Raw genomic sequence first — 20,902 nt, 5'->3', positions numbered from 1 at the left:
GGGCTGCGGCGGTCGAAGCAAGGGCCGAGGAGGGGATCGGCAACCTCTTGGGTCACAACGAAGGGCAGTGTGTGACTGGTCTGGACGAATCCACCGTCGAGCAGGCTGCGCTCGACTGGCTCAGAGGCCTTGGATGGACCGTCACCAAGGGTTCGAACCTGTTTGGAGACGAGGGCACCGCGGAGCGCGCAGATTCCTCTGAGGTCGTGCTGGAGGGGCGGCTGCGGGCGGCACTGGAGCGGCTGAACCCCGAACTGCCAGGCGATGCTCATGACAATGCGTTTCGGCGGCTGACCACGCTGGCGGAGTCGACGCTGGAGGGCCGAAATCGTGGTCTTCATCGGATGCTCGTCGGTGGGACTGCGGTGGAGTACCGCAACGAGCGCGGCGAACTCCGGGGCGCGCAAGCGCAGGTGCTCGGCTTCGATGACCCGTTGGCCAACGACTGGCTGGCGGTGAACCAGCTCACGGTGACTGAGGGCGACCATCACCGGCGGTTCGACGTCGCGCTGTACGTCAACGGGCTGCCGCTCGGGGTCATTGAGCTTAAGAGTCCGACTGACCCAGACGCCACGGTGTGGACAGCGTGGCAGCAGCTCCAGACGTACAAGAACGAACTGCCCAGCTTCTTCGCCTACAACGCGGCACTGGTCGTTTCTGACGGCGTTGAAGCGCGATTCGGCACGCTCACCGCCGGGCGCGAGTGGTTCAAGTCTTGGCGCACTATCGACGGCGACGACATCGCAGAGGCCACAGCACCGCAACTTGAAGTTCTCCTACGAGGAGCGTGCGCGCCATCTCGCTTGCTCTCGCTGGTTCGCGACTTCATCGTGTTCGATGACGACGGCAGCGGCCGGCTCGTCAAGAAGATGGCGGGATACCACCAGTTCCACGCGGTCAACGTCGCCGTCGGTGAGACGTTGCGTGCCGCCGGGTTGGGCCCCGACGGCAGGCGACCCGATGATGCCGAAGCACTGCGCAGTGAACAGTCGAGTGTCGATGATCGCCGCATCGGCGTTGTGTGGCACACCCAGGGGTCGGGCAAGTCGCTGACGATGGCGTTCTACGCGGGGCGGATCATCCGTGAGCCCGCCATGGGAAACCCAACGCTCGTCGTGCTGACTGACCGGAACGATCTCGACAACCAGCTGTTCGCCACCTTCTCTCGATGCTCGGACTTGCTGCGGCAGCCGCCGACCCAAGCCGAGAGTCGGAAGGACTTGCGAAGCAAGTTGGCAGTCGCGTCAGGTGGGGTGGTTTTCACGACGATTCAGAAGTTCTTTCCCGAGGAGCAGGGTGATCGGCACCCGGTGCTCTCCGACCGGCGGAACATCGTTGTGATTGCCGATGAAGCGCATCGAAGCCAGTACGACTTCATCGACGGCTTCGCCAGGCACATGCGTGATGCGCTGCCGAACGCTTCGTTCATCGGCTTCACCGGTACGCCGATCGAGCAGGTGGACGCCAACACCCGAGCAGTGTTCGGTGACTACATCAGCGTCTACGACATTCAGCGCGCCGTTGAAGACGAGGCCACGGTTCCCATCTACTACGAGAGCCGGCTGGCTGAGCTCAGCCTCGATCCCGACGAACATCCGAGCATCGACGCTGACTTCGACGAGGCGACGGAGGCTGAAGAGCTCGAGCAAACCGAGAAGCTGAAGACGAAGTGGGCCGCGCTTGAAGCGGTGGTCGGCACGCCCGGCCGGACTGCGCTCGTCGCTGCCGACATCGTCGAGCACTTCGAGAACCGGCTTGACGTGATGGACGGCAAGGCCATGGTCGTCTGCATGAGCCGGCGTATCTGCGTCGATCTCTACGACGAATTGGTGCGGTTGAGGCCGTCATGGCACAGCGACGACGACTCCGACGGCGCCATCAAGGTCGTGATGACCGGCTCAGCCGAGGACCCAACGGAGTGGCAGCAGCACATTCGCAAGAAGTCGCGCCGCGAGATGCTGGCGAACCGCTTTCGCGACGCCGCTGACCCGCTGCAGATCGTGCTCGTGCGAGACATGTGGCTCACGGGCTTCGATGCACCCAGCTTGCACACGATGTATGTCGACAAGCCGATGCGGGGCCACGGGCTGATGCAGGCCATCGCGCGCGTCAACAGAGTTTTTCGGGACAAGCCAGGCGGCCTTGTCGTCGACTACTTGGGGCTCGCGCACGAGTTGCGTCAGGCGCTTCGGACCTACACGCAGAGCGGTGGCAGGGGTGACGCAGTCCTCAACCGTGACGACGCGGTTGCAGCGATGCTTGAGAAGCACGACGTGTGCTCAGGACTCATGCACGGTTTCGACTGGTCGAAGTGGGTCGACGGGACTCCTGCCGAACGGCTCGCGCTCTTGCCCGCCGCCCAAGAACATGTGCTGGCACAGGAGGACGGCAAGGATCGCTTCGTTCAAGCCGTTCGGGAGCTGTCCCAGGCGTTCGCGCTCGCCGTGCCCGATGAGGCGGCGATCGCCATCCGGGATGACGTGGGCTTCTTCCAGGCTGTTCGCAGCAGGCTGATGCAGCGGTCGCCCGACGAGGAACGAGCACAGGACGATCTCGATCATGCCGTTCGTCAGATCATTTCGAGGGCAGTGTCCTCCGGTGAGGTGACCGACATCTTCGAGGCTGCTGGCCTCGACAAGCCCGACATCTCCATCCTGTCCGAGGAGTTTCTTGCCGAAGTGCGCGATATGCCACACCGAAACCTGGCCGTGGAACTGCTGCAGAAGCTCCTGCACGGGGAAGTCCGACAGCGTCAGCGCCGCAACGTCACGCAAGGCCGATCATTCGCAGCAATGCTCGCCGAGACCATTCGCCGCTACCAGAACCGAGGCATCGAGGCAGCGCAGGTCATCGAAGAGCTGATCGAGTTGGCGCGCGAGCTCCGCGCAGCTGACGAGCGCGGCGAGCAACTCGGCCTCACCGACGACGAACTGGCGTTCTACGACGCCTTGGAAACGAACGACAGCGCCGTCGCTGTGCTGGGCGACGAGACGCTCCAGAAAATCGCTCGCGAACTCGTGGAGTCAGTCCGCAACAGCGTGGCCATCGACTGGACCCTGCGCGAGAACGTCCGAGCAGGCATCCGCGTCAAGGTGCGGCGAATCCTCAAGCGACACGGCTACCCGCCCGACAAACAAGAGCAAGCAACCCAAACCGTTCTCGAACAAGCCGAAGCCCTCTCAGTCGACTGGGCCACCGTCTAGCGGTATGCACCGACGCCTGAGACACGCGTAGTCAATCCGGCAACCCTATTGCGGTACCAACACCGAAGTCCCGACGGACCTTTCAAGGCCAAGCCGACGAGCACGCTGGCGGAACGCCTCCTCGCCACCCTCAAGTATCTCACATACGAGACGGCGGATCTCGGAGTTCTCGAGACCCCCACATCGGTATTCGATCTCCGGCAACCGTCCTTCTGCTAGCGGCCCACAGCGAGCGACGATGACCTGGTCGACGTCAGTGTTGACAACCAAGTTTGCGTTGTGTGTGACCATTATGATCTGTCTCCGTTGGCTTGCGAGTCGAAATAGTCGCACCAATTCCGAATGTATCGACTCCGGATCAAGATTTTCTTCCGGTTGGTCGATGATCAGGGGGTCGCTTTCTTGCTGGTCCACCGCCAGATATAGGAGCAAGAGCACGATGCCTCTCGTGCCGGGCGAGAGACGTTCAATGTTCAATCCGTCGTAATCAAGGCTATATTGTAGCCGGATGTGATCAGTCCTGAATAACCAGCGTGAGACGCTTCGTTCCCAATCAGCTATGGACGAAGTGTCGGTTGCTCTAGTCGGCTGCTGGCTACGAATGTCCCTGCTATACTCTTGGACAAAGTTGCTTATCGCATCTGCTGCTTCCTTTGCATTGCCATTCTCCCAAGCCTCGACTAGTTCGGTTTGTGCGATATCTTGCAAGGCGCCCTCGCCGCGAAATCGACCTTCCTTCCTCAGGTCGAGTAGTTCTTCGCCCTTCCTTGTCCATGCTCCAATGTCAACTACTCGCCGAACACTGAATCGAAGTTTCGATACTGATGAACCTATGTCTTGGAGTACCGCGCTAAGGGGCTCATAGAGCGTGCGCAATGCCTCTTCTTCTTCAATCAATGCTTGAAAGTATGACTCATAATGGCCGCGACGATTTGATACGAGCTCATCGACATCCACACTCTGCACACGTTCGATTTCATCTGAGAGTCTTGATATATGAGTGCGTGCAGCTGCTGTCGACTCGTTGAGCTTCGTAAGCCGCTTGCGTCTTGCAGCATCGAGCCCAACGAGCTCCTGCAATCGACCTATGTCGCTACTGAGTTGGGAAAGAGGCAGCGAAGATAGCTCGTCGTGTGTGAGTTCATCGAGTATCGTTTGGGTTTGGTCATCTACCGGCGCTCCCTTGAGGTTGTGGAGTTGTTGATCAACCTCACGTAAGACTCCTTCAATTAGGCCATCTATATGCCCCTCGAAGTCGACAGTAAAATAGTCCCATTGCTCGTTGGTTAGGCCTGACTCCGAGTACTCACTGCGGAGGCGCCTGTGGTACTGTGGAAATGTGGTTGATCGGGCAGTGCTAACTGCGCTCAGTAATCCGTTCAACGCGGTCCGTCGACGATCAAGAGCCTGGGCTATCCCTTGCCGCTGGACGAACACTTCTGAGACGACAGCAAGTCGGTTAGCGCTTTCCTGGTCTGCATTTGCTGTCAGGGAAGTCATCTGACCCTCGAGCCTCTCGAGTTGCTTTTCGTGTTGCGCTCTTTCGGAACGTTTGGATTCAACTTGCCGCTGAGCGAGCCTTAGCTCCGAAATGCGGTCATTGCATTCAAGCAGTTCCTGGAGCTTCGCAGATTGACGCGCTCGTGCCGACGTCAGTTGTATCTCAAGTAGCTGCCGAAAGTTCGTGGCGCCCTGGCGTTCTTCGCCCGGCCACGCCTCAAAGATTACCCGCTCAATCTCTTTCAGGAGCTGGTCCGACACGCCATCGGAGGCGCACAATCGTTCTACGAACTGTTGACTCAAGTACCGAACTGGCCGCAGATATCCTTCATCGATGTCTGTGCCAGAGAGGCGATGCTCCATAGTCTCATCATGGCTCCACTCGGCCCTCACACTAGCGTTTGTGAGAAGCCTTCCAGCGCGTCGAATAAAGGAAGAATCATTGTCAAACGGTTCCCTTGACCCTGCGCCGGCGGCTATCAAGTCCGCAAGAGCTGTCTTGCCTGAACCACGGGGTCCGATAATCGCAACTAAGCCGGGATTTATCGCAATGTCACCATTAGTGAACCAATTTTCATCCGGTACGGCGATCTTGATTACTCTGCCATAGGTACTGGATACCGCCGGTGACTCTTGGCCGATGAAGCTTCTCGTCGAGGGTGACAAGCATGCGAGACGTAGAGTGTCGAAAATTGGGTCGCCATTGAGCCAGCAATACCTATCATTGTCAGGTCGGCCGAGCCTCGAAGGATCATGGGCATCGCTGCCATGTAGGCATAGTTTCACGCCGCCGTAAGTCTGTTCGAGTTGTGCCTCGCTCAGATTGCCTTCTCCGGCCCAGAATTTCGCTTGTTGAGGACTGCCACTGAAGACAATGTGTGCGAATCGCTCTATTGCTTGTCGCCGGGCGGCGAAGCTACCTGTTTGGTCACGGAGACCTGACGTGCCGTCGCGTCCTCCACCGGCTACCGCAACAAGCACGTTCTCTGCAGCCCATTGATCAGCCCGCATATGCCGGCGCAGTTGTTCGAAGTTCACTTTGAATTGCGCTGCGCCAGTTTGTAGCGCTGCGAACTCCGCGAGATTGGGATCGCCAGAGAACTCTCGTCCGAGTTGAATTAGGCCACTGCGATCAGCCCTGAAGGTCTTTTCACTCCAGCTGAATTCGAGGCCACCGATGAACTGATCTAGCTGATCTACCGCTTCGGGAGGGCAGAGGAGGTGGATATTGACCCCGTGGTTCGATGACGTAGCGTTGTCGAGCCGGAGTTCAACATTCGGAAACGCGAAGCGAATACTTGGGGCTACTCCCTTTGATAGCGCATCCGCGGCTGCGCGATAGCTAGCCGAAGTAAAATAGTCGGTGACACCGATCGCTTCGATTTGAGGCTGAGCACGGGAAAGCTGCCCCAGCGCTTCTTCGATGCTCATCGTGCCGAATTGGTCGTTGGCTAGCGTTCCGGGCAGATGGACATGTGGATCCCATCGCCGCCAAAGAGATCCCTGATTCTGCGAATTTACGCTGTCCATGCTGGTACTTCCGCCACGAAATCGCGATTATAAGAATCGCATAGCACAACAGGGGGATTGGCGTACCCGCCGAGCCCGCGTACTTGCACCCTGGTAGCACAGAGTTCGAACCACCTTCGGGCGTCGTGGCTCGACGTGCATCCAGATGACCGCCGCGAGCGAGGCCGTGTCTGACGCGGGCAGACTTGTGGTGTGGGCACGGCCATGATGACCGACCTGTACGAGCTCACCATGCTCGATGCGGCCCTGCAGTCGGGGGTGGCGTCGCGGCGTTCGTGCTTCGAGGTGTTCGCCCGGCGGCTGCCGCCGGGACGGGGCTACGGGGTGGTGGCGGGTCCAGGCCGGCTGGCAGGGCTGCTGGCTGACTACCGGTTCGAGGCCGACGATCTCGACTACCTGGCCGGGCTCGGCCGCTTCAGCGACGGCCTGCTCGATCACTTGGCGACGTTCCGATTCGACGGCGATGCCTGGAGCTACCGCGAGGGCGACTTCTACGTGCCCGGCAGCCCGGTGCTGCGCGTCGATGCTTCGGTCGGCACTGCGCTGCTCGTGGAAACGTTGGTTCTCTCCGTGCTCAACCACGATTGCGCGGTGGCGTCTGCGGCCGCGCGGATGCACGATGTCGCCGAGGGACGTCATCTCATCGAGATGGGCGGCCGTCGCACCCACGAGCTGGCTGCCGTTGCCGCTGCGCGTGCCGCCTGGCTGGTGGGTTTCGACGCGACGTCGAACCTGCTGGCCGGCGAGCAATACGGCATCCCGACGGCTGGCACGGCTGCCCACGCCTTCACGCTGGCGCACCACGACGAGGAAGCGGCTTTCGAGGCGCAGATGCGAGCGCACGGCCTCGAGACCACGCTGCTGATCGACACGTTCGACCTGAGAACAGGACTCGAACGGGGTCTCGCCGCGGCGAAGCGTCTCGGCGGGGTGCCGGGTGCAGTCCGCATCGACTCGGGAGATCTCACGGTGGAGGTGCCCCGGGTCCGGCAATGGCTGGACGACGCGGGCGCTGAGGCGACCCGCATCGTGGTGTCTGGCGATCTCGACGAATACCGCATCGCCGACCTGGCGGATCTGCCGGTCGACGGCTACGGCGTGGGCACCCAGCTCGTGGTGGGCTCCGGCCATGCGACCGCCGGCATGGTGTACAAGGCGGTTGCCATCGCGCGACACTCCGGCACGTTCGAGCCGGTGGTGCCCGTCTACAAAGAATCAGAGGGCAAGGCCACCCGTGGCGGTGTGGTGCGGCCGTACAGGGTGGTACGCGACGGCGAGGCCAACTCGGAAACGCTCGTCGAGCAGGACCGCCCCGGGCCCACCAACAGCCGGCCGCTGCACGTTCCGCTGCTGCGATCCGGCCAGAACGCCTATCCCTACACGCTGGCCCAGGACCGTGTCTTCCACCAGCGCGTCCGCGCCGAGTTGCCCGAATCGATGCGCCGCCTCGACGGCGCCCCGGCATTCGAGGCTGAAGTGGTCGGAGAATCCAGCCTGAGCTAAGCGCCCGGCTGCGGCCTGTGCTGCTGAGGGTGCCGCAGCCTTATGTCGAGCCGCGGCCCGCGTTTACTTGCCCGGCTGCGGCACCAGGCGCAGGTAGGGCAGCGGTGATTCCCAGCCGTCGGGGTACTTCTCGGCGGCAGCCTCGTTCGAGACTGCGGGCACGATGATGACGTTCTCGCCCTGCTGCCAGTTGGCCGGCGTGGCGACCTGCTCGGCAGCGGTGAGCTGGCACGAGTCGAGCAGGCGCAGGATCTCGGCGAAGTTGCGGCCGGTCGTCATCGGGTAGGTCAGCGACGCCTTGATCTTCTTGTCCGGGCCGATGATGAACACGGTGCGGGCCGTGGCGTTGTCGGCCGCGGTGCGGCCCTGCGAGGTGTCGCCGGCGTCGGCTGGCAGCATGTCGTAGAGCTTCACAACGGCCAGCTCCGGGTCGCCGATGAGCGGGTAGTTGGCCTCGTGCCCGGTCGCAGAGGCGATGTCGGCCTTCCAGCTCACGTGGTCACTCACGCCGTCGACGCTGATGCCGATGATCTTGCAGTTGCGTGCGGCGAAGTCATCGGCCAGCGCGGCAACGGCGCCCAACTCGGTAGTGCAGACCGGCGTGAAATCCTTCGGATGAGAGAAGAGCAGCGCCCAGCCGTCGCCGATCCAATCGTGGAAGCTGATCTCGCCCTCGGTGGTGTCGGCAGTGAAATCGGGAGCGGTGTCATTGAGACGCAGTGCCATGGTCGTCCTCCTTGCGATGCGGCCGGTGCCGTGGTGTGCGAGCTGGCACCGCCCGTGCAGCGGAGGATAGCCGTATATGACGATAAATCCGACCGGATTAGTCAGGAATTGGTCAGCTGGACAGCGTCAGCAGCAATCGCGGATCGGGGTGCCGTCGGCGTGGTGGTAGTGGACATTGGAGGCTTCGTTGAGCGCACGGTCGCCAGTCGGCGCTCGAGAAGTCTCGAACACCCCGGCGGCAGCGCCCAATTCCAGTGCCCGATCCACGTCCACCACCCGGGGTCCGCAGCGCTGCACATCGGCAATCACTGCTTCGTCGGGGCCGATCGTGCGTTCCCGGTCGCCGTCGAGCGACAGCACCGCCGGACCCCAGAGCTCGACGGTCTCTCCCAGCTCAACGCTGCGGTGATCTATCACCGGCACCGTCCGGTAGAGCCCGGGCGCCAGCGCCACGCGCATCGGGCGCCCGCCTGGCCCGCACTCCACCAGCACTCCCGCATCGTCTTCGAATGAGCATGGCTGCAGCAGCCCCGCGAGCGAGCTGAGCCCGATGCTGGCGGGATGGGCACGCGACACGAGCACCTGCCGCAGCCGCGCCCCGTCCGCCGGCATGCGATTGCCGACGAAGTCATCGGCCAGCGTGACCGCATCGACCAGTGCGATCTCGGTCCAGCCCCTCGCCGGCTCCCCATCTTGTGATGTGCCGCTTCCTGATGTAACAGTGATCAGCTTCGACTGGGGGGCACACGCTTCAGGGTCCACCACACCGGTTGCCACCAGCCCCGCCGCGGCACCGGCCACGGTGGGCTCGGTGAGGCTGGGGAACACGTTGTTGGTGCCGGTGGACATGGGCACGAGTGTCGCTTCGGGCCAAACCCCGGAGATCGTGCGGTTGGTTCCGTCGCCGCCCAGCGTCACGAGCACGCTGACATCCCGGGCCCGCATGGCCTCGACCGCCCGGATCGTGTCGGCGGGTGACACGGTCGCTCCCACGTCCACGATCTCGATTTCCGCGTCGATGCGAAGGTCGGTGAGCGCCCCCGTGGCGATGCCGAACGGTTCAGCCATGGCCACGATCCGCGTGGCCCCCGCGGTGACTGCGCCGATGACGGCTCGGGCGATCCTGTTGCGTTTGTCCTCGGTGGTGGACACCGCGCCTCGCGCCGCCACCCGGCGCACATCGCGCCCCGAGACCGGGTTGGCGATAATCCCGACGGTGCCGTCGGGGGAGTTGCGGCCGGTGCGGGAGTCGCTCGGTCTCGACGCGGATCCGGCCATCGCCCGCCGACGCTAACCACAGGCGGGGGTGACTGCCGCGTGGCTCGCCCAACTGTTGTACTTGAGACATGGCAGGTGGGATAGCGAGCGAGAAGCCTCGTTCACCAGCGCAGCACGCTTGGTCGCCCGCGGCGTTGACCATCGCGGGTGCGGATTCCTCTGGTGGAGCCGGACTCGCGGCGGACTTGCGGGCATTCGCGGCATCCGGCGTGCACGGGGCATTCGCACTGACGCTGGTGTCGGCACAGAACACCGCCGAGTTCCGGGCCGCGCAGCCCGTGGACGTCGAGCTGGTGACCGCACAGATTCACGCAGTGCTCGACGACATGCCTATTGCGGCCTCCAAGACGGGCCTGCTGCTCACGGCTGAGACCGTCGCAGCAGTGGCCTCTATTGCTGCCCGCCGACTTCCCCAGTTGGTGGTGGACCCGGTGCTGGTCGACGGCGCCGGCGAGCCCCTGCTCAGCGCCGAGGCAGAGCGATCGGTCGCGACGCGCCTGCTGCCGAACGCCCGAGTCGTGACGCCCAACCACCTCGAGGCAGGTCGACTCGTGGGCAGAGACCTCGGCGACGAGATCGAGGCGTGGATCGAAGCGGCCCACGAGCTCGCAGCTACAGGCCCGGAGGCCGTGGTCGTCACCGGCGGCCGGCTCCGGACCGGCAAGACGATCACCGATGTCGTCGTCCGGGACGGCAGCGTCCGGCTGCTCTCGGCGCCGCGCATCGACACCCGCAACGTCCGGGGGTCGGGCGATGTCTTCTCGGCAGCCATATGCGCCGAGTTCGCCACTGGTACGGACGTGGACTCAGCGATTGATCGTGCTCACGACCTGACGGCACGCGCTATCTCGGCCGGAGCAGATCGCCTGCTGGGCAGCGGCCGCGGTCCGGTCGACCCGCTCGCCCTCTGAGACCAGAGGCTGGGCCGGCCTGCGGGCTCCTGCATACACTTCAAGCGCCGCAGGTGACGTTGATGCGAACGCATCTGGGCAGTGACGAGGCGGCGAATCTCAGGAGGCCCCGGGTGACACGCGAGCGCTGGCAAGCAGAGTTCGAGGCCACCCCGGCGCGCGACGCCGACTTCGAAACGATGAGCGGCCTCGAGCTGGAGCCGCTCTACGCGCCCGACGACGGCCAACCCGGCGCCGACGTCAGCTGGCCCGGCCAGTACCCCTACACGCGCGGCGTGCACGCCAGCGGCTACCGCGGCCGGTTGTGGACGATGCGCATGTTCGCTGGCTTCGGAACGCCCGAAGACACCAACAAGCGCTTCCACGAGATCCTCGAAGCGGGCGGAGGCGGGTTGTCGACTGCGTTCGACATGCCCACGCTCATGGGTCTCGACTCCGACGACGTCATGTCGCTGGGCGAGGTGGGCCGCTGCGGCGTGGCGGTCGACTCGATCGAGGACATGTCGACGCTGTACGACGGCATCGACCTCGAGGCAACCACCACGTCGATGACGATCAACGCACCGGCCGCCACCATCTGGGCGATGTTCGTCGCAAACGCCGAGGAGCACGGTGCGCATCGCAGCAAGCTCGGCGGCACGCTGCAGAACGACATTCTCAAGGAGTACCAAGCCCAAAAGGAATGGGTGTACCCGCCGCGGCCCTCGATGCGCATCGTCGCCGACACCATCGAGTTCGCCACCGAGGAAATGCCCCGGTGGAACTCGGTGTCGATTAGCGGCTACCACATCCGCGAGGCGGGTTCGACGGCGGCACAGGAGCTCGCGTTCACCCTGGCCAACGGATTCGCGTATGTCGAGGCTGCTGCGGGGCGGGGACTGTCCACCGACGAGTTCGCGCCCCGCCTGAGCTTCTTCTTCAACGCCCACATCGACTTCTTCGAAGAGATCGCCAAATACCGGGCCGCCCGCCGCATCTGGGCCCGCTGGATACGCGACCGGTACGGCGCGCAGAGCGAGCGGTCGATGATGCTTCGCTTTCACACCCAGACAGCCGGGGTCTCGCTCACTGCGCAGCAGCCGGAGATCAACATCGCTCGCACTGCCATCGAAGCGCTCGCCGGAGTGCTGGGAGGCACCCAGAGCCTGCACACCAACTCGATGGACGAGGCGCTGGCGCTGCCGACGGACAAGGCCGCCCGCATCGCGCTGCGGACGCAGCAGATCATCGCCCACGAGACCGGCGCTGCCAATGTCATCGATCCGCTCGGGGGCAGCTGGTTCATCGAGGAGCTGACCGACAAGCTCGAAGCCGAAGCTGAGGAGATGTTCGCTCACATCGACGCGGCCGGTGACGGCTCGATGCTCGAGGGGGCCTTCCGCCTGATCGACGAGGGCTGGTACCAGTCCGGCATCGCCGATGCGGCATATGAGTTCGAGAAGAAGGTAAACGCCGGCCGCAGGGTCGTGGTGGGCGCCAGTGCTTTCACCGAGGGCAGCGAAGACGACGAGATCGACCTGCTGAAGATCACCAACGACGACGAGCAGCGCCAGATCAAGCGGCTGGCCCAGGTGCGGGCCGACCGGAGCCAGGCCGCCGTCGATGAGGCCCTGATGTCGCTTCGCCGGGCGGCGGAGACCGACGCCAATCTCATGCCGCACCTCATCGACACCGTGCGGACCCGGGCCACCGTGGGCGAGGTGACCAACGCCTTGGCCGACGTTTTTGGGCGATACACCGAGCGGCCCTTCATCTGATCGGCATCCGAATTCGCGTGCAGCGCAAGGCTCTGCAGAGGACACGGATGACCTGTGATTTTGCCGGCTGTGAGAAGTACAGGTTGCGGCGTGGCGTTGGGCTATTGTCCCGTCATTCCTAGCCGGAGGCCCTCAACTTGACCAGACCGCTCGCGCCGGAGACAGCCTGTGCGCGGGGGCGGTGGACAGGTGTGCATCGCATTGGCCGATGGGGCTGGATCGCTGTTTCGGCGGTGTTGACGGCGACGGTGCTCGCGGCCTGCGGCGGCGGTGCCGACCAGTCGCAGGTGGAGCGCGAAGTGCAGGATTACTTGCAGAGCGTGGTCGCACCCGCCGAGATCGCCGACATCGACTGCCCCGAGGACGCACCCATCAGGCCGGGATCAACGTTCCTGTGCGACGGACTCGTTGAGGGAGCGTTCTACGAGGCGCAGGTGACGATCATCGACGAGCAGGGCCGCCGCGAGATCCGACCTCGCCAGGCAGTGATGCAGACCAATGCCACCGAGACGGCGCTTGGTGCCGAAGCGGCAGCCGCATTGGGATTCGGTGTCCAAGCCAATTGCGGCGACGACCAGTACCTGGTGGTTTCGGTCGGCCATACGTTCCTGTGCACGCTCGAGCGTTCCGATACAGGGGCCACACAGGACATCGAGGTCGAGGTGCAGAACGAGATCGGCGCCATCGAGTGGAGGCTGAAGGGCTAGGCCCAGCGCATGCCACGTCACCGTTATGACGCGATGGGCAACCTGCGCCCGCTGCGCCAGCGCCAGCCGGGGCTGTGGTGGACGGCAGTCCTTGTGGTTGCTGCGATGCTGCTGACCGGTTTCGCCGCAATCGCTTCTGTGCTGTAGCCACCTGCGCAGCGTCAGGCGCGCACATCCAGGGACGCGCCGTCAGGCGCGCACATTGACAACAGTGCGCCCTTGCACTTCGCCCGCCAGGATCTTCGGCCCCAGCGCAGCCAGATCGCCCAGACCCACCGTTGTCGCCATCGATGCCAGCAGATCCCGATCCACCAGCTCGTCGAGTCGTTGCCATGCGGCAGCGCGCGGCTCGTAGGGGCACATCACCGAATCGATGCCGAGCAGGTTGACGCCGCGCAGCAGGAAGGGGATGACGGTGGTGTCGAGCCCATTGCCGCCGGCGAGGCCGCACGCCGCCACACTCGACCCGTATGACATCTGGGTCAGCACGTTCGCAAGCGTGGTCCCCCCGACTGCGTCTACGCAGCCGCCGAATCTCTCACTGCCGAGCGGCCGCCCTGGCGGCTCCGACAACTCCGTCCGGTCGATGATCTCCGAAGCGCCGAGGTTGCGCAGGTAGTCGGCGGTCTGCGGCCTGCCAGTCGAGGCCGCGACCTCATGGCCGGCCGCCGACAGCAGGTGCACCGCCACGCTGCCGACGCCGCCGGCAGCACCGGTCACCAGCACCGGACCCGATCCGAGGCCGTGCCGCTCCAGCGCTTGCGCGGCCAGCATCGAGGTGAACCCGGCCGTGCCGATCGTCATTGCGTCGAACGTCGACAGCCCATCGGGCAGCCGCACCAGCCAGTCGCCGCTCACGCGTGCGCGCTCCGCGTAGCCGCCCCAGTGGGTCTCGCCGACTCGCCAGCCGGTCAGCACAACCCGATCTCCCGGAGCGAAGCGGCCGTCGTCGGATGACTCGACGACGCCCGCGAAGTCGATCCCTCCCACGTGCGGGTACGTGCGGACAAGTCGCCCAATCCCGCCCAGGATCATCCCGTCCTTGTAGTTCAGCGTGCTGTATTCCACGGCCACGGTGACATTGCCGTCGGGCAGTTGGCTGTCGTCGATGTCGGCCAGCTCGGCCGAGACGGCTCGGTCCTGTTCGTGCAGCATCAATGCGCGGAAGGCCATGAAGATCCCCTTTGTTGCGGGTCGCCCTCGGTCTGAGAGGCGCAGCGAGCGCGCGGGACACTACCGCCAAGGCTGTGGGGCAACGCCTTTCGCGGCCGCCCACGGACCCGCAGGGCGTCGTCAGTAGGCTGCCGATATGGCCCTGAGCGATCCGATGGCTCCCGCTGACGCAGTGCGCGAATCGATGATGGAGACGCGGCGCGAGACCTTCGACGTCACGCCGGCTGCACTCGAGAAGGTGGTCGAACTGCGCGACAGCGAAGTCGACGGCGATCAGCTGGCGCTTCGCATCGAGGTGACCGGCGCCCAAGGCGTCGACTACACCTACGACCTCGCCTTCGAGTTGCTGGCCGAGGCCGACGCTGCCGACGTGCCGTTCGCAGTCGGGGGCGGTCTGACGGTGCTGATTCCCGATCGCGATGTCCCCAAGCTCGACGGCGCTTCGCTGGACCTGCCGTCCAACCCGAACCAGCCGGGCCTCGTGCTGCGCAACCCCAACCGCCCCGACCTCGGCCCCAACGCACAGCTCGACCTCGACGGCACGGTGGAGGACAACGTCCGCGAGGTGCTCACCAAGCGGATCAACCCCTCGATTGCCGCGCACGGCGGGTTCGCCGAGCTGGTGTCGGTGGAAGGCGACACGGTCGTCGTCAAGCTGGGCGGCGGCTGCCAAGGCTGCGGCATGGCGAACGCCACGGTCACCGCGGGCATCGAGCGCACACTGCGCGAGCTGATCCCTGAAGTCGAGCGGGTCGTCGACCTCACCGACCACGCCTCGGGCGAGAACCCCTACTTCACCTAACGGTTGAGCCGAATGGCGACGCCGTCGCCCAAGCGACGGAGGTTGTGGCAGTGGGCGTGATCCTCACCGATCAGGGAGAGATCGAAGCGCCTGCACGGGCGCTGATCATCGTGGCGCATCCCGACGACATCGACTTCGGCATGGCGGGAACCGTTGCCGCGCTGACATCAGCCGGATGCCACGTGGCGTACTGCCTGGCGACGAGCGGGGAAGCCGGCGACGACGACATGTCCCATACACCTGACGAGCTGGCCGCAATGCGGCAGGCCGAGCAGACTGCGGCGGCAGCCACAGTGGGTGTGAGCGAGCTGCACTGGCTGGGCCACCCTGATGGCATGGTCGTGGCCGACTTGGGATTGCGACGTGACATCGCGCGCGTGATCCGGATCGTCCGTCCCGATGCCGTGCTCTGCCAGACCACGATCCCCAACTGGGACCACATCTACATCTCCCACCCGGACCACCTGGCCACTGCTACTGCCGCGATGGCCGCTGTGTACCCCGACTCCCGCAATCCACGGGCCTTCCCGGAACTACTGGACGAGGGTCACAAGCCCCACAACGTCAGCGAAATCTGGCTGATCGGCACCGAGCCCAACCGGTGGATCGACATCACCGACAGCTTCGGCCGCAAGGTCGAAGCGCTTCGTGCACATCGCAGCCAGACCGCGGAGATGGACGATCTCGAAGGCCGCCTGCGCGAGTGGGCTGCCGATACCGCAGCCGCGGGCAGCCTTCCCAGCGATCGGCTCGCCGAGGCCTACCGCGTAGTGCCCGCGGGCTAGGCGACACCGACGCTCCACGCCGTAGGCTCCTGCGCTGGCCGGTGTGCGCCGAGGACAACCGAACCGGACCGCTTGACGGCCGAAGACCGCGGCCACGATTGCAACCGCAGCGACGGGAGAACCGACGATGGGACGAGGGATCATTGCGTACGGGGCGTACGTGCCGTATTGGCGGCTGGACCGCTCCAAGATCACCGCGGCGATGGGCTCGGGCGGCGGCCGCGGACACCGAGCTGTGGCCAGCTACGACGAGGACACCACCACGATGGGTGTGGAGGCCGCGCGCAACGCGCTGCGCAGGAGCGACATCGTGCCCGACTCCGTGCTGTTCTCGACGGCGAATCCTGCATACATGGACAAGACGAACGCTTCCGCCATCCACGCTGCGCTGGATCTGCCCCAATCGTCTTGGGCGGTCGACGCCGGCGGCGCGCCGCGTTCATCAGAGGCCATCTGGGCGCTCGCCGCGGCCAATCGGGGCACCAACCTGGCGGTGGCTTCGGATCTGCGCACCGGTCGCCCGACCAGTGGCGACGAGGCAGGCGGCGGCGACGGCGCAGCCGCCTTCGTCTTCGGCGATGACGCAGTGTCACCGGTGCTGTGCGAGTGGCTCGGGGGAGCCGTTGCGACTGCTGAGTTCACTGATCGCTACCGCCAGCCCGGCGATGCCTACTCGCGCATCTGGGAGGAGCGATTCGGCGAGCAGGTGTACCTGCCGCTCGCCAACGATGCCATCGAGCGAGCACTGGCAGACGCCGGTGTCGGCCTCGACGGCATTGACAAGATCGCGATCGTCGGTCTGCACGCACGTGCGGTGCGTGGCCTGTCCCGGGTGGCCGGCGACAAACTGGTCCCGGACTTGACCGGCGATATCGGCAACACCGGCACGGCGCATGCGGCGATCGTGCTGGCAGCCGTGCTCGACGACGCGGCGCCGGGCGAGACGATCCTGCTGGTGCATCTCGCCGACGGCGCCACGGCCGATGTGCTGAGGACGACCGACGCCATTGCCGACCATGCGCCGTATGCACCGGTGCGCGCCCAGATCGATCGGGGCAACGACGCGCTGGATTACAACAAGTTCCTGACGTGGCGCGGATTCCTCGACCGCGAACCGCCCCGCCGCCCGGACCCCGAGCGTCCTGGTGCGCCGCCGGCATTCCGCTCCGAAGACTGGAAGTACGCGTTCGTCGGCTCACGCGACCGCAGTTCGGGTGCCATTCATCTGCCGCCGATGCGCGTGTCGATGGAAGGCGGCGCTGTCGACGACATGGAGCGTGTCCGCATGGCTGATGTGCCTGCCACGATCGCCACCTTCACGGTGGACCGGCTGGCGTTCTCGCTGTCGCCGCCCATGGTTGCCGTGGTCATCGACTACGACGGCGGCGGACGCTTCCAGGCCGAGATGACCGATGTCGAACCCGATGAGGTGCGCATCGGCGACCGAGTCGAGATGACCTTCCGGCGCCTGTACAGCGCGGAGGGAATCCACAACTACTTCTGGAAGGCTCGCCCGGCTGCGGGGTGACGCAGCAATACGTCGTGCTGCGGGAGCAGCAGCAGGCAAGCACAGCGCCCAGCGGCCATAATGTCAATACCCAACTCACCACAAGGCAGGCACACATGAGTTCACATGGCATTCGCGACAAGGTCGCGATCGTCGGAATGGGTTGCACCCAGTTCGGCGAGCACTGGGACCGCAGCGTCGATGACATGCTCACCGACGCAGCACACGATGCGTACGCATCCGCCGGCGTCACCCAAGACGACATCGACGCCTTCTGGCTCGGCACGATGGGCTCGGGAGTCTCCGGCCTGACGCTGTCGAAGCCCCTGCAGCTCGACTACAAGCCGGTAACCCGGCTCGAGAACATGTGCGCCACCGGTTCTGAGGCATTCCGCAACGCTGCCTATGCAGTCGCTTCGGGCGCCTACGACATGGTGATGGCGATCGGCGTGGAGAAGCTGAAGGACTCCGGCTACTCGGGTCTGACGGGCGCTCGCCCGCCCAGCGACGGCACCGATTCCACGATCACCGCACCGGCCACGTTCAGCTTGCTGGCACCGGCCTACGCCCACAAGTACGGGCTCGACGAGGACACCATGAAGGAAGTCCTCACCCGGATCGCCTGGAAGAACCACCGCAACGGTGCGCTGAATCCTCGGGCGCAGTTCCGCAAGGAAGTCGCCAAGGAGACCATCGCCGGCTCGCCGCTGATCGCTGGTCCGCTGGGCATCTTCGACTGCTCGGGTGTCAGCGACGGCTCGGCTGCTGCAGTCCTGGTGCGGGCCGAGGACGCCCACAAGTACTGCGACAACCCGCTGTACATCAAGGCCCTCAGCTTTGCGTCCGGTCCTGCGACCGGCGCGCTCGACAGCACCTACGACTACACCACCTTCCGTGAGGTCGTAGCGTCGGCCACCGAGGCCTACAAGCAGGCCGGCATCACCGACCCGCGTTCGCAGATCGCGATGGCCGAGGTGCACGACTGCTTCACGCCCACCGAGTTGGTCCTGATGGAGGACCTCGGGTTCGCCGAGCGTGGCCTGGGCTGGAAGGAAGCCATGGCCGGCACGTTCGACCTCGACGGCGACCTCCCGGTCAATCCCGATGGCGGTCTGAAGAGCTTCGGCCACCCGATTGGTGCATCCGGCCTGCGGATGCTCTTCGAGTGCTGGCTGCAGCTGCGCGGTCAGGCCCCGCCTGAGCGGCAGATCCCCTCAGTCACCGAGCAGGGCAAGACGCTGGGGCTCACGCACAACCTCGGCGGGCAGCCCGGGGCAGCGGTGAGCTTCGTCTCGGTCGTCGGTTCCGAGCTGGGCTAACCCTCGCTGCACAATTCAACGCGTAGCGGCCCGGGGCATCTGCTCCGGGCCGTTTCGCGTGTGCCCGGGGTGCGAGGGGCGGGCGCACCCATGCTCAGACAAGCGCAGCGCCGCCCGTTGCACGGTGGACGGGCTGTGGCGCTGCGAACTGCGCGTGGGCACCCCCACCCCCTCACACCCCTCGCGTTCTCGGTCGTTAGGCGGTGATGCGAGCGAGAGTCTTGGTGACTGCGGCCGCGATGCCCTTGGCGTCTAGGCCGAGTTCGGCGTGCAGCTCGGCGGCTGTGCCGTGGGGGAGGTAGGCGTCGGGGGTTCCGAGCTGGACAACGCGTGGCACTGATGGGGAGTCGAGTTGCTGGAGCGCATCGTTGACGAGGCTGCCGAAGCCGCCCACGCGCACACCGTCCTCCACGGTCACCACGAGTGGGTGCGCCGCAGCGTCGAGCAGCATGGCGCGGTCGAGCGGTTTCAGGACTCTCGGGTCCCACAGTGAGACTTCTACGCCATCGGCGCTGAGCAATTCGGCGGCTTCGATGGCTGCGCTGAATGTCTGGCCGGCGGCCAGGATGCAGGCGTCGGGGCCTGACCGGTGTTGGCGGGCCTCTGCGCGCATGCCGCTCGTCACGACATCTGGTTGCTGGACCGTCCCGCTCACCGGGCCTTTGCCGCGGGGCCATCGGATTGCTACGGGACCGTCAGTGATCTCAAGGGCTTGGGCGAACGCTGCCGGAAGCTCATCGGGCCCCGATGGGGCGAACACCGTCATGCCGGGGATGCGCGTGAACATGGCAATGTCGTAGAGGCCGTGGTGGGACGCGCCGTCGGGGCCGGTGACGCCGGCGCGGTCCACGCAGAGGATGACCGGCAGCCGGTGCAGGCCGATGTCGTAGAGCGCCTGATCGAAGGCCCGCGCCAGGAACGTCGAGTACACCGCCACGACCGGTCGGAGATCGGCGCGTGCCATGCCGGCGGCCGATGTGAGTGCATGCTGCTCGGCGATGCCCACGTCATAGAAACGATCAGGGAACTCCCGCTGGAAGGGCAGCAACCCGGTGGAGCCGGGCATGGCGGCAGTAATCGCGACGATGCTGCGGTCGCGTCGTGCTGCTGCCACGAGCGTTTCGGTGAACACGGCCGTGTAGTCGCGCAAGACCGGCTCGGCTTGGCGAGCCGGTTCGGTCGGCACGGCCGGCGCAGTCGGCTCGGCTCGGCGAACCGCTTCATCGGGCACCGTCGGCGCCGGAGGCAGCTTGTCTGTGCCGGGCGCCGGGGCGCTGCCGGTGGCGGGGTCGAACAGGCCGATGTCGTGCAGGTGCTTCTCGGTGTCGTGCTCGGCGGGGGCGTAGCCGCGCCCCTTCTGTGTAACGACATGGACGACGATGGGCCCGTCTGCGTAGGCGGCGGCGTCGCGGAAGGCTGATTCCATGGCCGAAATGTCGTGCCCGTCAACCGGGCCGACATAGCGCACGCCGAGCGTCTCGAAGAAGGCCGGCGGCTCCCACATTTCGCGCATCGCAGCCGCGGCGCTGTCGAGGCTCCGGCGCACGCCGTCGCCCAGCGGCACGCGCTCAAGCAAGTGGTCGACCGCTCGGCGGCCCTGCACGTAGTGGGGCGACTGTCGCAGTCGCGACATCACCGTGGACAGCCGGCTGACAGTGGGGGCGTAGGAGCGGCCGTTGTCGTTCAGCACGATCAATGCGCGCTGGGCGTAGTGCCCCAGGTTGTTCAGTGCTTCGAAGGCCATCCCGCCGGTCATGGAGCCGTCGCCGATAACCGCGACGACACGTCGGTGCTCGTGACCGGTGAGCTGGAACCCGGTGGCGAGCCCCGACGCCCAGCTCAGCGAGGTGGAAGCGTGGCTGTTCTCGACGACGTCATGGGGTGACTCGGAGGTGCTCGGGTACCCCGACAGACCGTGTCGCTGGCGCAGCTTCTCGAAGCCGTCCCGCCGACCGGTGATGAGCTTGTGCACGTAGGCCTGATGGCCGGTGTCCCAGATGATGACGTCGCGGGGCGATTCGAACACCCGGTGCAGCGCCACGCTGAGCTCCACCGCGCCGAGGTTCGAACCGAGATGCCCGCCGGTCTGCGAGACAGCCTGCACCACGAAGTCCCTGATCTCCGCACAGAGCTCATCGAGCTGGGACGGGCTGAGCGCTCGCAGGTCAGCCGGACTGGTGAGCTTGGCGAGGTGCATTCGT

15 protein-coding genes are annotated in these 20,902 nt (G+C 65.2%); 10 read left to right on the top strand and 5 right to left on the bottom strand.

Annotated features, from left to right (window positions below; genetic code table 11):
* Window positions 1–71 precede the first annotated feature (71 nt).
* Window positions 72–3,203 (top strand): type I restriction endonuclease subunit R, encoded by a 3,132-nt coding sequence (locus tag ACOQPE_RS01535; protein ID WP_420610174.1) that lies wholly within the window; start codon window positions 72–74, stop codon window positions 3,201–3,203.
* A 45-nt stretch (window positions 3,204–3,248) separates the two neighbouring features.
* On the opposite strand, the gene ACOQPE_RS01530 is transcribed toward ACOQPE_RS01535, so the two are convergent.
* Window positions 3,249–6,233: a TrlF family AAA-like ATPase gene (locus tag ACOQPE_RS01530; RefSeq protein ID WP_420610173.1), complete on the bottom strand. Its 2,985-nt coding sequence runs from the start codon at window positions 6,231–6,233 to the stop codon at window positions 3,249–3,251.
* Between the two features lie 192 nt (window positions 6,234–6,425).
* Here ACOQPE_RS01530 and pncB point away from each other — a divergent pair, with 192 nt between their 5' ends.
* Window positions 6,426–7,736 carry a nicotinate phosphoribosyltransferase gene (gene pncB / locus ACOQPE_RS01525; RefSeq protein WP_420610172.1) on the top strand — a complete coding sequence of 437 codons (1,311 nt, stop codon included), beginning with the start codon at window positions 6,426–6,428 and terminating at the stop codon, window positions 7,734–7,736.
* Between the two features lie 63 nt (window positions 7,737–7,799).
* Here pncB and ACOQPE_RS01520 read toward each other — a convergent pair whose 3' ends face one another.
* Window positions 7,800–8,462, bottom strand: a complete 663-nt coding sequence (locus ACOQPE_RS01520) for a peroxiredoxin (RefSeq protein ID WP_419855592.1) — start codon at window positions 8,460–8,462, stop codon at window positions 7,800–7,802.
* A gap of 126 nt (window positions 8,463–8,588) precedes the next feature.
* Window positions 8,589–9,740, bottom strand: a complete 1,152-nt coding sequence (locus tag ACOQPE_RS01515; RefSeq protein WP_420610171.1) for an NAD(+)/NADH kinase — start codon at window positions 9,738–9,740, stop codon at window positions 8,589–8,591.
* Between the two features lie 68 nt (window positions 9,741–9,808).
* Between ACOQPE_RS01515 and thiD the strand changes: the two genes are divergently transcribed.
* The 4 genes from thiD (at window position 9,809) to ACOQPE_RS01495 (ending at window position 13,262) form a co-directional block, all read left to right on the top strand.
* Window positions 9,809–10,651 carry a bifunctional hydroxymethylpyrimidine kinase/phosphomethylpyrimidine kinase gene (gene thiD, locus ACOQPE_RS01510; protein ID WP_420610170.1) on the top strand — a complete coding sequence of 281 codons (843 nt, stop codon included), beginning with the start codon at window positions 9,809–9,811 and terminating at the stop codon, window positions 10,649–10,651.
* A 62-nt stretch (window positions 10,652–10,713) separates the two neighbouring features.
* Entirely contained in the window at window positions 10,714–12,408 is a 1,695-nt protein-coding gene (locus ACOQPE_RS01505; RefSeq protein WP_420610169.1) for an acyl-CoA mutase large subunit family protein, read from the top strand.
* 191 nt (window positions 12,409–12,599) lie between these two features.
* Window positions 12,600–13,115, top strand: a complete 516-nt coding sequence (locus tag ACOQPE_RS01500; RefSeq protein WP_420610168.1) for a DUF4333 domain-containing protein — start codon at window positions 12,600–12,602, stop codon at window positions 13,113–13,115.
* Window positions 13,116–13,124: 9 nt separating this feature from the next.
* On the top strand, window positions 13,125–13,262 hold the full coding sequence (locus ACOQPE_RS01495) for a hypothetical protein (protein ID WP_419855597.1): 138 nt from the start codon (window positions 13,125–13,127) through the stop codon (window positions 13,260–13,262).
* 42 nt (window positions 13,263–13,304) lie between these two features.
* Here ACOQPE_RS01495 and ACOQPE_RS01490 read toward each other — a convergent pair whose 3' ends face one another.
* Window positions 13,305–14,288, bottom strand: a complete 984-nt coding sequence (locus tag ACOQPE_RS01490) for an MDR family oxidoreductase (RefSeq protein WP_420610167.1) — start codon at window positions 14,286–14,288, stop codon at window positions 13,305–13,307.
* A 136-nt stretch (window positions 14,289–14,424) separates the two neighbouring features.
* Here ACOQPE_RS01490 and ACOQPE_RS01485 point away from each other — a divergent pair, with 136 nt between their 5' ends.
* The 4 genes from ACOQPE_RS01485 to ACOQPE_RS01470 all read left to right on the top strand — a co-directional run bounded on the left by ACOQPE_RS01485 (window position 14,425) and on the right by ACOQPE_RS01470 (window position 18,701).
* A complete protein-coding gene (locus tag ACOQPE_RS01485) occupies window positions 14,425–15,090 on the top strand; it encodes a NifU family protein (RefSeq protein ID WP_420610166.1) in 666 nt (221 codons plus the stop codon).
* Between the two features lie 50 nt (window positions 15,091–15,140).
* Window positions 15,141–15,875, top strand: a complete 735-nt coding sequence (locus ACOQPE_RS01480) for a PIG-L deacetylase family protein (RefSeq protein WP_420610165.1) — start codon at window positions 15,141–15,143, stop codon at window positions 15,873–15,875.
* Window positions 15,876–16,002: 127 nt separating this feature from the next.
* Complete coding sequence (locus ACOQPE_RS01475) at window positions 16,003–17,403, top strand: OB-fold domain-containing protein (protein ID WP_420610164.1); 1,401 nt, start codon at window positions 16,003–16,005, stop codon at window positions 17,401–17,403.
* A gap of 95 nt (window positions 17,404–17,498) precedes the next feature.
* The gene (locus ACOQPE_RS01470; protein ID WP_420610163.1) at window positions 17,499–18,701 is read left to right on the top strand and encodes an acetyl-CoA acetyltransferase; all 1,203 of its coding nucleotides are present in this window, start codon (window positions 17,499–17,501) and stop codon (window positions 18,699–18,701) included.
* Window positions 18,702–18,897: 196 nt separating this feature from the next.
* Here the strand turns inward: ACOQPE_RS01470 and ACOQPE_RS01465 are convergent, their stop codons facing one another.
* Window positions 18,898–20,898, bottom strand: a complete 2,001-nt coding sequence (locus tag ACOQPE_RS01465) for a 1-deoxy-D-xylulose-5-phosphate synthase (protein WP_420610162.1) — start codon at window positions 20,896–20,898, stop codon at window positions 18,898–18,900.
* Between the last annotated feature and the right edge of the window lie 4 nt (window positions 20,899–20,902).

The organism is Candidatus Poriferisodalis sp. (assembly GCF_965219595.1).
Taxonomy (GTDB): Bacteria; Actinomycetota; Acidimicrobiia; order Acidimicrobiales; family Poriferisodalaceae; genus Poriferisodalis.
Note: the sequence above shows the minus strand (reverse complement) of the source record. Positions and strands in the feature narration are given on the sequence as shown.